The 12084-nt window shown below is 38.6% G+C and carries 12 protein-coding genes; 7 read left to right on the top strand and 5 right to left on the bottom strand.

Annotation, left to right across the window (positions count from 1 at the left end):
- Positions 1–44: 44 nt before the first annotated feature.
- Entirely contained in the window at positions 45–338 is a 294-nt protein-coding gene (locus OGM63_RS00520; RefSeq protein ID WP_263743538.1) for a hypothetical protein, read from the bottom strand.
- Here OGM63_RS00520 and OGM63_RS00515 point away from each other — a divergent pair.
- On the top strand, positions 337–1362 hold the full coding sequence (locus OGM63_RS00515) for an RNA-guided endonuclease InsQ/TnpB family protein (RefSeq protein WP_263743537.1): 1026 nt from the start codon (positions 337–339) through the stop codon (positions 1360–1362). The two genes, OGM63_RS00520 and OGM63_RS00515, sit on opposite strands and share 2 nt — an antisense overlap.
- Before the next feature lie 296 nt (positions 1363–1658).
- On the opposite strand, the gene OGM63_RS00510 is transcribed toward OGM63_RS00515, so the two are convergent.
- From OGM63_RS00510 to OGM63_RS00500, 3 genes are all read right to left on the bottom strand, one after another.
- Positions 1659–3971 (bottom strand): tetratricopeptide repeat-containing S1 family peptidase, encoded by a 2313-nt coding sequence (locus OGM63_RS00510; RefSeq protein ID WP_263743536.1) that lies wholly within the window; start codon positions 3969–3971, stop codon positions 1659–1661.
- A 4-nt stretch (positions 3972–3975) separates the two neighbouring features.
- On the bottom strand, positions 3976–4740 hold the full coding sequence (locus tag OGM63_RS00505) for a S1 family peptidase (protein WP_263743535.1): 765 nt from the start codon (positions 4738–4740) through the stop codon (positions 3976–3978).
- 61 nt (positions 4741–4801) lie between these two features.
- Entirely contained in the window at positions 4802–5380 is a 579-nt protein-coding gene (locus tag OGM63_RS00500; protein WP_263743534.1) for a COP23 domain-containing protein, read from the bottom strand.
- Between the two features lie 410 nt (positions 5381–5790).
- Between OGM63_RS00500 and OGM63_RS00495 the strand changes: the two genes are divergently transcribed.
- From OGM63_RS00495 to OGM63_RS00480, 4 genes are all read left to right on the top strand, one after another.
- Complete coding sequence (locus OGM63_RS00495; protein ID WP_263743533.1) at positions 5791–6774, top strand: sodium-dependent bicarbonate transport family permease; 984 nt, start codon at positions 5791–5793, stop codon at positions 6772–6774.
- A gap of 4 nt (positions 6775–6778) precedes the next feature.
- Positions 6779–7072: a P-II family nitrogen regulator gene (locus OGM63_RS00490; protein ID WP_263743532.1), complete on the top strand. Its 294-nt coding sequence runs from the start codon at positions 6779–6781 to the stop codon at positions 7070–7072.
- A gap of 135 nt (positions 7073–7207) precedes the next feature.
- A complete protein-coding gene (locus tag OGM63_RS00485) occupies positions 7208–7882 on the top strand; it encodes a carbonic anhydrase (RefSeq protein ID WP_318528377.1) in 675 nt (224 codons plus the stop codon).
- A gap of 121 nt (positions 7883–8003) precedes the next feature.
- On the top strand, positions 8004–8855 hold the full coding sequence (locus OGM63_RS00480; protein WP_263743531.1) for a hypothetical protein: 852 nt from the start codon (positions 8004–8006) through the stop codon (positions 8853–8855).
- Between the two features lie 264 nt (positions 8856–9119).
- On the opposite strand, the gene OGM63_RS00475 is transcribed toward OGM63_RS00480, so the two are convergent.
- Positions 9120–9422, bottom strand: coding sequence for an acylphosphatase (locus tag OGM63_RS00475; RefSeq protein ID WP_263743530.1), 303 nt, complete (start codon positions 9420–9422; stop codon positions 9120–9122).
- A 112-nt stretch (positions 9423–9534) separates the two neighbouring features.
- Here OGM63_RS00475 and OGM63_RS00470 point away from each other — a divergent pair, with 112 nt between their 5' ends.
- Both OGM63_RS00470 and OGM63_RS00465 read left to right on the top strand, forming a co-directional pair.
- Entirely contained in the window at positions 9535–9909 is a 375-nt protein-coding gene (locus OGM63_RS00470) for a DUF1823 family protein (RefSeq protein WP_263743529.1), read from the top strand.
- A gap of 129 nt (positions 9910–10038) precedes the next feature.
- Positions 10039–11883 carry an alpha-amylase family glycosyl hydrolase gene (locus tag OGM63_RS00465; protein WP_318528376.1) on the top strand — a complete coding sequence of 615 codons (1845 nt, stop codon included), beginning with the start codon at positions 10039–10041 and terminating at the stop codon, positions 11881–11883.
- Positions 11884–12084: the final 201 nt, after the last annotated feature.

Below are 12084 nucleotides of genomic sequence, written 5' to 3'. Positions count from 1 at the left end.
AGAGTTACGCCTAAGTAGCCAATAATACGGACAAACCTATACGTCTATTGACAAATATCCGTGTCTTTAATTATTTCGTCAACAGCCTCTCTAAGTCGTTTTTGCCAGTCAGGGACGGCTTTTAACTTGTCTTTGATACCAGGCGATACCTTGAAACAAACTGGGTCTTTATCAAAAGGTTGTTCACTTGTAAACCCTAATTTGTGTTTTTTCTGGAATGGCATTGCTCTTTTTTCTATATATTGATATACTAATATACTATTAGCACAAAAGGTCGAAACAATGCTTTTATCCATCAAAACAAAATTAAAACTAAGTAAAAACCAAGAAACCATCATGAGCAAACATGCAGGAATTGCAAGGTTTACTTACAACTGGGGTTTGGCTACTTGGAACGAACTTTATTCATATGGATTAAAGCCCAACAAATACATTCTGAAAAAATTCTTTAACAATCACGTAAAACCTGAGTTTACTTGGATTAAAGAAACTGGTATTTGTCATAAAATAACTCAATATGCCTTTGATAATCTTGGTGATGCTTTTTCTAAGTTCTTGAGTAAAAAAGGTGGCTATCCTAACTTTCAAAAGAAAGGATATCATGATAGTTTTACTATTGATGCAAGTGGTAAACCGATTCCAGTAGGTGGTAAGTCTATTAAATTACCTACCATTGGATGGGTAAAAACTTATGAAGGATTACCTCATACTACGTGCAAATCAATCACAATATCACGCACTGCTGATAGTTGGTTTATCGCTTTAGCTTACGAACAAAATCACGAACCAACTATTAAAGTCCATGATGTTGTCGGGGTTGATTTAGGTGTAAAAACCCTGGCTACACTATCGACTGGTGCGGTATTCCCTAACCCAAAGCATTACAAAACTAATCTGGAAAAACTTCGCAGATTGTCACGAAAGTTTGCCAGAAAAAGTAAAGGTTCTAACAACCGATATAAAGCTAAAATTCAACTTGCTAACCATCATGCTAGGGTAGCTAACCTCAGAAAGGACACCCTTCACCAAATCACTACTTTCTTATGCAAAAACCACGCAAGAATAGTAGTAGAGGATTTGAACGTTTCGGGTATGCTATTCTTACACAAATTAGCTCAAGGCATTGCTGCTAAAGGTGGTTTCCATGAGTTTAAAAGGCAGTTAGAATACAAGGCGAAAAAGTTTGGTTGTGAAATCATTATTGCTGACCGTTGGTTTCCATCAAGTAAAACCTGTTCAAGCTGTGGACATATTCAAGATATGCCATTAGAAGAAAGAACCTACAACTGTGGAAGTTGTCGGCATTCGATGGACAGAGATTTAAACGCAGCAATAAATTTATCACGTCTGGCTAAGGCGTGAAAGCTTGTTGAGGGATAACCGCTCCCATGCTCCCGTTGAAGCAAGAAGTAAATGTCTAGACTTGTTTAGCTTTTATATAGCAGAATAAGGTACAATTAACAATAACGCCGCTTTCATTGTAGAGAATTTTGGAACGTAGCTACAAGACCAGCAGCCAAAAATGGATTAGAGATCGTAGCAATCGATCCAGGAATAGTGTAGATTACGAGTGGTGTGCGATGTGAAAAGTGCGATCGCAATAATTTAGCGAGCACAACTGGTATATCTGGCACTTGCGCGATCGCTACTCAATTCGATTACTGAAGCTTTTTAATTAACTCAAGGGTTCTTCGGTAATCTTCTGTTCTTCGTTGTTGTTGATAAAGTTCAGCTGCTTTCTGCAAATCAGTTAATGCTCCTTGTTTGTCTCCTAAAGAAGCACGATCAATACCCCGGTTAGCGTAGGCACTAGCATAGTTAGGATTAATCTTGATGGCTTGATTGTAATCAGTAATTGCACCTTGCAAGTCTTTCAAATCAGATCGAATAATACCCCGGTTAAGATAAGCACTAGCATAGCTAGGATCAATGCCGATAGCAGAGTTGTAATCGGCGATCGCTCCCTGTGAGTCTTTCGCTCTGTAGCGAGTAATACCCCGGTTAAAGTAGGCACTAGCATAGTTGGGATCAATTTTAATGGCAGTATTGTAATCCGCGATCGCTCCTTGGTTATCTCCCAAATCATCGCGAGCATTACCTCGATTAACGTAAGCTTCAGCATAGTTAGGATTGAGGCGAATAGCAGAATTGTAATCGGTAATTGCCACTTGCAACTCTTTCAAATTGTAACGAACAAGACCCCGCTTATTGTAAGCCTTATCATAATTAGGATTAATCTTGATGGCAGAGGTGTAATCAGCGATCGCTGCTTGGTTGTCTCCTAATTCATTGCGGACAAGACCTCGGTTGTAATAAGCTAAATCAGAGTTGGGGCTAATTTTGATGGCAGAGGTGTAATCAGCGAGCGCTGCTTGCAAGTCTTTCAAACTGTAGCGCGTAACACCTCGGTTGATATAAGCATTGGCATAATTGGGGTTAATCTTAATGGCAAAGGTGTAATCAGCAATTGCTCCCTGTTTGTCTCCTGAGTCATCTTTTGCAATACCTCGGTTGTAATAAGCATTAACATAGTTAGGGTCAATCTTGATGGCAGAGGTGTAATCAGCGATCGCTCCTTGAAAGTCTTTCAAACTAGAGCGCACATTACCTCGGTTGTAATAAGCATTAACATAATTGGGATCAATTCCTATGGTAGAATTGTAATCGCTAATTGCGCCCTGCTTATCTTCCAAACGAGAGCGGATAAGACCTCGATTGTAATAAGCATTGGCATAGTTGGGATTAATTCCTATGGCAGAGTTGTAATCAGCAATTGCCCCCTGTAAGTCTTTCAAGTTATCGCGGGTAATAGCTCGGTTGTAATAAGCTAGAGCAAAGTTGGGGTTAATTTTGATGGCAGTATTGTAATCAGCTAGTGCTCCTTGCCTGTCTTTTAATTCATCGCGGGCGATACCCCGGTTATTGTAAGCTAGGCTATATTTGGGATCAATTTTTATCGCCGAGCTGTAATCGCTAATTGCCCCTTGGAAGTCTTTCAAACTAGAGCGTGTCAGACCTCGATTGCTGTAAGCACTGGCATCGTTGGGGTTAATGCGTAGCGCCGAGTTATAATCAGCCAATGCTCCCTGCTTGTCTCCTGAGTCATCGCGGGCATTACCTCGGTTGACGTAGGCTAAAGTATACTTAGGATTGAGGCGAATTGCTTCAGTTAAATCAGCGATCGCTCCTTTAAAATCTCCTTTGCTATACTTATCCACACCCTGAATATACAAATCGTCAGCTTTAGATTTTGTCGTCACTGGAGTGTTAGGACGAGAGACACCTACATTTACGCTAGTTGTTGCTGATAATTTCAAAAAGGTATTAATTGGAACACCCAAATTAAACCCTGTTTTAACTTCTTTAGTATCTTTATCTGCTCTCCCGTGAATTCCGATCAATTCACCATTTTCATTTAAGACTGCACCACCACTCATCCCTTCTGAGGTATTATTGCTATAAACCAACGTATAGCCATCACGCAGAGCTTTTGAAGCATTAGCAGTAATCCGCCCATCACTGAAAGTATAAATCGATTGATTAATCGCAAATGTTGGTGCAGGAAACCCAGTTACATAAGCCGTTGTTCCTTCTGTACTCACGTCCGAATTGCCTATTTTTGCCACAATATAATTTTGAGTGCTGCTAAACTGCACCACAGCTAAATCTACTCCCGGCAGCACTTTCATCGTATTGTAGTTAACTGTATACCGCTTATTATCAGAAGTAACAATTTCATAATTATCTGCAACATCTACCACATGAGCGGCTGTTAGCACAGTGTAAATATTGCCCTCTTTCTTAACAATTACCCCAGAACCATATTTAGGCTTCTTACTTTGAATCAGCACCGTGATTTCTTTAGCAATTTTATTCACCTCAGTGGGTGATAAGGCTACAGTCACTGGCATTTGCACAAAAGTAATTGAAACCCCAATTAATGCTGGTGCAAGTCGAGAATAAAAATTCATTGCTTTAATCTCCAATAAACTTAATAACAGTCTCTATGGGTACAGCCCAACTAAGGTGAGTAATTTTTTTGTGCAAAGCTGCGTCAGCTTCCGAACCATCAGCAAACACAGAAGGTGCATCCCATAGTGGATATGCGTGCATTCCATTTACACCCACAACTTCACCACGACGATTTAACAATGGTCCGCCGCTCATACCCTTTTCGATATCATTGGTATAGCCAAACTGATATCCTCCCTCCAAAGCTTTGTGCAGCCTCAGAGATATTTTACCAGTAGTGAATGTAAAGCCTTTTTTTCCAGTTCCCTCTTCTTGAGAGGGAAAACCACCAGCAAATACTTCATCCCCCACCGCCGGTGAAGAACCAAAAGATGCCACACTATAAATAATGCCAGTGCTGCGGAACTGCAATAAAGCCAAATCATTTTGCCCAAAGCGAATAGTTTTAGGCACATCAGCTACCCAGATCCGATTATCGTTTGTCTGAATGCGATAGGGGGGGTTCTGCGATCGCAACACATGAGCATTCGTCAGCACAGTATAAAAGTAGCCCTGCCTTTTTAATAAAATCCCTGACCCCAAGACATCTTGCGATATTACCTTCACGGTAATAGCTTGCCCTTGCTTCTCCAACTGTTTTATCGATAGTTGAGTAACCGATAATTCCGGTTTTGCAAACTTATTACTACTGACATTTATTGCCAATGTTGACAACGTGATACATAAACTGCCCGCACAGGCAATCAGTGTAAATTTACGCCAATTCATTTAATCTTTTGGGTTATTTCCTCATCATCATGACTCCTTGCCATCTACCTAAACAAGTAAATTACATCTTTAAATATTTAGTGCCTCCATTCGGTTGAGATGATGTAAAGTACAAGTACGCTTCCACATCAATATTCACCGGATCGTTGCTTGTGTCACCACCAAATTGATTTGTCGCGTTTCCAGCTGCCAAAGCACGACGATCAAATAATTGACGTGCAGTCGCATTGGGATCGCTCCCCGGTTTGAGAGTGAATAACAAATTTCTATCTGTACAAGCAGCGTTTTTTTCAGCCGCAGCGCACACCACTGGCAGTCCGTTGAGGATACCGGCTTTGATATATCTTAGAGTCCCGTTGTCATAACTTTTTTGAAATCTCCGAGACACCTGTTGGCACCGTTGTACAGGTGTCAATTCCTTACTGCTAGAGGTAGTAATCCAGCGAATAATCGGCAAATTCTTTCCGTCTAGGGTGCGAACAACTGTTGTCGGTACACTATTGCTTTTATCGCAGTAAAAAGTCGTGCCTTCAGCATAGCTAGGTAGATTCATTGCACTTGTCGCTAAACTAGTCAGCCCAGCTATACCAAAGACTCGTGCAAACCCAGTCAAAACCTGACTATATATTTTTATTTTCATAAATACAACTTAGTAACAAAAGATTAATAACACTAATGTTCCTTTACACTTAGTTACAACCCCTGGTTGGAGGATTTCGGAATATACTTAATATATCTCAAAAAAGCAGCACTTATTTTTAATTTAATACATAACTGAAAAGAAATTATTATTCCTTGACAATAAATACTATCAAAAATGGTAGTGGTATTTTTTCTGCCTAATTTGTTTAGGCATTATCAACCAAACAACTTTACCAACGAGAAGCTTGAGGTTAGTGTCACAACATTGACACATCATCTCCATAACATCTTCACATCATTCAAATATATTAACTAGTCAAGTTAACTATTTGTTACAAAAAGGTTAGCGATCGCTTGTCTTATTGATAAGTTTTTGACGATCAGTTGCAGACATAGGGGTTATCAGACATGAATTCGAGCCTGATCTTATCGAATATATTAAATCCGCCGGTGCTTTTTTTCTTTTTAGGAATGCTAGCAATTTTTCTCAAATCCGACCTAGAAATTCCTCCTCCTTTGCCAAAGTTGTTTTCTCTTTATCTTTTACTCGCTATTGGGTTTAAGGGAGGATATGAACTTGAAGAAAGTGGAATTACTCCACAAATAGGGCTGACACTGTTAGCAGCTGTAGTCATGGCTTCTTTAGTACCAGTCTACTCCTTTTTTATCCTAAAAATCAAACTTGACGCGTATAATGCAGCCGCTATTGCTGCAACTTATGGTTCAATTAGTGCCGTCACATTTATCACGGCACAATCTTTTCTTAAAGTTCTTAGCATCAAGTCAGATGGTTACATGGTAGCTGCTTTAGCCTTGATGGAATCTCCGGCAATTGTCGTGGGAATTGTTTTAGTCAGAATTTTTGGTAAAAGCAAAGAAAAAGAATCAGAAAATTCCGAATTTTCTTGGAGTGAAGTTCTCCGAGAAGCCTTTTTAAATGGTTCTGTATTTCTCTTAGTTGGTAGCGTACTTATCGGCATTCTCACAGGGCAAAAAGGATGGGAGAAGTTGCAACCATTTACCCAAGGAATCTTTTACGGGACATTATCATTCTTCTTATTAGATATGGGAATGGTAGCGGCAAGAAGAATCAAAGACTTGAGTAAAACAGGTTCTTTTTTGATTGCATTTTCTATATTTATGCCTGTAGCAAATGCAATTATTGGGATAATTATCGCCAAAATCATCGGTATTTCTCAAGGAAATGCCCTTTTGTTTGCCGTTCTTTGTGCAAGTGCTTCTTATATAGCGGTTCCAGCAGCGATGAGAATGACAGTTCCGGAAGCTAATCCAAGTTTGTACGTTTCTATGGCTTTAGCGCTAACCTTTCCCTTCAACATTATTGTCGGGATTCCCTTGTATATGAATATCATCAAAATCATGGGAGTTTAAAGAAGTGGAATTAGTCAAGAAAGTAGAAATAATTACCAATTCCTTAGAACTTCCTCAAGTTCTGAAGATTCTGGAAAAAGCGGGTGTTTCTGGATATACTATCATTGAGAACGTTACAGGCACAGGCGATAGAGGTAGAATCCTGAATGATTTAGCAACAAAAGCACTCACCAATGGCTATGTAATGAGTATTTGTACCGAAAAACAAGAGCATCAATTAGTGAAAGCAATCGAACCAGTATTGAAGAAATTTGGTGGTGTGTGTATTGTTTCTGATGCACAGTGGATTGCTCATTAGATAAGCTTTGTATCTAGAGAGACGCTGTGACTTTTTTGCGTTTCTCTTTCTTTAAAAGTTGATATTTTTATCAGTAAAAATAATTTTAGCTGATAAAAAATTAGACTTAACACATATTTTTGAGGTAATTAAACTGTGCCAATAAAAAGAATAATTGCTGGACTGAACGAGTTTCATGATAATTATTTCACCATGCACCGTGAGATGTTTGAGCATTTATCTCACGGTCAAAGTCCAGAAGTTTTATTCATCACTTGTTCCGACTCACGCATTGACCCGTGTTTAATCACTCAAAGCCAACCTGGTGAATTATTTGTTATCCGCAATATCGGTAATATGATACCAGCTTATGGAATGTCAAATAGTGCCGAAGCCGCTGGTATAGAATATGCCGTTCAAACTTTGAATATCAAAGACATTGTTATCTGCGGTCATTCTCACTGCGGAGCGATGAAAGGACTATTGCAAATAGGTAATCTTGCTCAACAGATGCCTTTAGTTTACGATTGGCTGAAGCATCATGGTGAAGCAACTCGGCGTCTCGTCTTAGATAACTATCAACATTGTACCGGAGATAAACTTTTAAAGATCACAATTGAGCAGAATGTCCTAACGCAGATAGAAAATCTAGAGACTTACCCAGTTATTCGCTCTAGACTTCACAGCGGTAAACTTACTCTCCACGCTTGGATTTATGAGATTGAGACTGGAGAAGTCTTTGCCTACGACGCTAACACAGGTAAATTTAAAATTATCGAAAATCGCCCTTTCCCTGTACCTAACCCTTTAATCGGTGTACACTTAGAATAGTCTATAATACTTAATGCATAATGGCTAATGAGCAATGATTTGGATAAATTACTCATTAGCCATTATCAATTTTGAATGAATATAAATAACAATTGAACCACTACAAATTAGGAGTGACAAAGTGAAAAAGCAATCCGATTCATCTCCTGAAGAAGTTAAAAAAGTTCAACCTGTCATGAAAAAAACCGGATTTTTACCTAGGTCAATTGGCAGAACATTTAATAAAATAAAAAGTGATTTTAATCCGCGATCAGAGCAGCAATTTGTTCAAGATTATCTAATATCTAGAAATAGAACAAGAACGGCTGTAAAATTTTTGGCAATGCTAGTTCTTGTACCGCTTTTAACGCAAATATTATCTAAGCAATTATTAATAAATCCTATCCTAGAGCGCGTTAGAGGTGAAAATACACCCGAAATTTTCCTGAACTCGGAAATGGAAGAAGAAGCTCTCAAAGAATTAAAGAGTTTTGAACAACAACTGAAATTTAACAATTTTATTCATCAAGCACCACTGCTTTCTTCTGAGGTGATAGAAGAAAAACTCAAAAACAAAGCACTTGAACTAGCTGAAGAATTTATTGGTAAAAGCAATAATGCCATTAGCAATGTTTTTGCTGATTTGATATCACTAATCGCTTTTGCCGTAGTCATCACTACAAGTAAAAGGGAAATTGCGATCGTCAAGTCTTTTATGGATGAAATTGTTTATGGTCTGAGTGACAGTGCTAAAGCTTTTTTGATTATTTTATTCACAGATATATTTGTCGGATTCCACTCCCCACATGGGTGGGAAGTTATTCTAGAAGCATTATCAGAACATTTAGGTATACCAGCAAATAGAAGTGCAATATTTTTATTTATCGCGACATTTCCTGTGATTTTAGACACTATATGTAAATATTGGATATTCCGTTATCTCAGTCGTTTATCTCCCTCAGCATTAGCTACCTTAAAAGAGATGGACGAGTAATATTATGTCCGTTTAATTAACAGTAATAAAAATCTACCTACCGTCGTAGAGACGTGACCATGAAACGTCTTTACATTTAAGTAATTTACCGGACATGATATAATGAATAATTAATAGATATCGGTAAAAAAGAGACGTAGCACTGCTACGTCTCTACAATGGTTTTGGATAACGCATATTAAAAGAGCGGTCGATGTCTAATGTCTAGAAGTGAGATAAAAAATATTTCTGCAAAAAGGTTAGTGTTTAAATATACAAATGTTTTTACATTGAAAAACGCCTAACTTCAAATCCCTGCAATCCTTTCGGCTCCTCATACTCAACCACTACATCTTGAACCATCGCAGCAGGTGGTCCTTCGTGACACCAGCGAATCATCTGTTCTACAACATTCTGCGCTCCCTCAAAGACGGCTTCCACGCGATTGTCAGGGAGATTTCGCACCCAGCCGTGCAATCCTAACTCGCTAGCTGTATCAACAGTAGCGTAGCGATAACCTACTCCTTGAACTCTCCCGGTAACAAATACGTGGGCGCAGATTTGCGGCGATGCTGTAAGACTTTCCATTCTATGACATACTCTTGACGATATCCAGTTTACCTGCTTTATTGACATAATATCTACTTTTTTATCGCAAGCATCAACTAACAACTAACAAATAACTAATTTTCAATTGCTTATGTCTAACTTGCCTCCACTTAATACCGAAACCATTTGGGCAATTCTTAATGAAGAAATTGATGATGCCATTGTCAATAAATTGGTATGGTACTACTTAGGTTATCGCTACGACGAAACAACCGGACAATGGGACACTAGCAAAGTGTTAGCAGAATGGCGGGATGAGTACCCAGAACCACCAAATTTTATTGAAAATCGCCCCCCAACCGTTAAATTGACTCGTTCCATTCCTGCCGAAAATAAACAATTGCTGAAAGAAAAATTAGGTTTCAAAGGTTATAAAATCGGTGAATTTGGACCTCGACAAACTCGCAGGGCAACAGCGGCAAATTGGTTGTTAAGCTACATGGAACATAACAGTAAATCTGAGTAATTAAGCAGATTAGCAATTTGAAATAAGTAGATGGGCATAAATAAACGGAATTTTGTAGTTAGCGGCTCTATCCCTTAAAACTTTGATATGAGCGGTAAACCGCTCACTACGAGATATATCTAAGGAGTATTGACAAGTAACTATAACTTGTTAAATCAACAGCTATGCGATCGCCACAAAAAAATCAAGTCCCACTCCAACAATATATCTGAAGATAGAGGTATTAGTTCTGTAATTACTTCGCAAGAGCTATTGGCTAATTTTATAAAAAATCTGAAAATACGAACAATCACACTTTTTCCTACAAATACTTCTATGGCAAAGCCAATTGAATTTAACTTATTTGCACCATATAACGAAGAAGCAGCGTTAATTGCTTCTTTTTCAGATTGGAAAGACATTCCAATGGAAAAAGGCGATGATGGTTATTTTCGTACAACTGTTGAATTAGAAGACGGGGATTATCAATATAAATTCCGCGTCCAGTCAAAATCATGGTTTTTTGAACCAGATCAATGGGTAGAAGTCACCGATCCTTACGCAACTGATATTGATGAAACAACTGGTAAAGATAACGGTATCGTGCGGATTAAAGATGGTGAAAGAATTGTTGATACCTATGTTTGGAAACACGACGATAAACCTTTACCGGCTGACCATGAATTAGTTATTTATGAAATGCACATTGCAGACTTTTCTGGTGGTGAAGATGACCCTTACGCACGAGGAAAGTATAAGCACGTTGTTGAGAAATTAGATTATCTATGCGAATTAGGAATTAATGCTATTGAGTTGATGCCACTCAAGGAATATCCTGGTGATTATAGTTGGGGATATAATCCTCGTCACTTCTTTGCTACAGAATCAAGTTATGGTTCTACAGATGGGTTAAAACGTTTAATTGACGAGTGTCATGGTAGAGGCATTCGTGTGATTATGGATGGTATTTATAACCACTCAGAAGCATCTAGTCCTTTAACACAAATTGACCACGATTATTGGTATCATCATGAACCCCGCGACCCTGGTAATAACTGGGGACCAGAGTTTAATTACGAACATTACGACGAGAAGTTAGAAACTTATCCTGCTCGGAAATTTATTGGTGATACGGTACGTTATTGGATTCAGGAATATCATACAGATGGTATTCGTTACGATGCAGCGCGGCAAATTGCTAATTACGACTTCATGCACTGGATTGTCCAGGAAGCGAAAAACACCGCTAACATGAAGCCTTTTTACAACGTTGCCGAACACATTCCGGAAACTCCTAGCATCACCAATGTTGATGGACCGATGGATGGATGCTGGCATGATAGTTTCTATCACTGTGTTTTAGAACATATCTGCGGTGATACATTTGATTTAGAGCGCCTCAAAGATGTAATTGACTGCAAGCGTCAAGGCTTTTTGGGTGCTACGAATGTAGTAAATTATCTCACAAACCACGACCACAATCATGTTATGGTCGAGTTAGGAAATCGTGAGATTCTTGATGAGGAAGCTTTTAGAAGAGCTAGATTGGGAGTTGCTATTCTCATGACAGCAGTCGGTGTACCTTTGATTTGGATGGGTGAAGAATTTGGGGAGTACAAACCTAAAAGTCAAGAGTCAGCTAAAATCGATTGGACACTGTTAGGTAATGACTTAAATCGGGGATTGTTTGATTACTATAAAGGCTTAATTAACCTGCGTAAAGACAATCATGCCCTCTATACTGAAAATATCGACTTTATCCACGAAAATCCAGAGGCAAAGGTGCTGGCTTATAGCCGCTGGAATGGGGAAGGTTCTCGTGTGGTTGTTGTAGCTAATTTCTCCGAAAACTTTTTGGGTGGCTATCATGTTCCTAACTTCCCCAGCGGTGGTACATGGCACGAGTGGACAGGTAATTATGATGTCGAAGCTGGTGATGATGGCATTTTGACTGATTTAGGTCCATACGAAGCGAAAGTATTTGTTTGGCAATAATGCGGTAGTTAGATAATAAGGAAAAAAGAGGGGAAATATTTCTCCCCTTTTTTTTGTGAATTTATATTACAAATATTGTTTATATGTGAATGAATTAAGATATAAATTTGCTATTTGTAAATAAGTTTTGTTTTAAAATATCTATATGAATTTCGATGCTCATGTCATGTTTGGTTTACCAAACATATTGTAGAGACGTTT

Origin of the sequence: Plectonema radiosum NIES-515, assembly GCF_025753815.1 — a bacterium.
GTDB classification, from domain to species: Bacteria; Cyanobacteriota; Cyanobacteriia; order Cyanobacteriales; family Nostocaceae; genus Hassallia; species Hassallia radiosum_A.
Note: the sequence above shows the minus strand (reverse complement) of the source record. Positions and strands in the feature narration are given on the sequence as shown.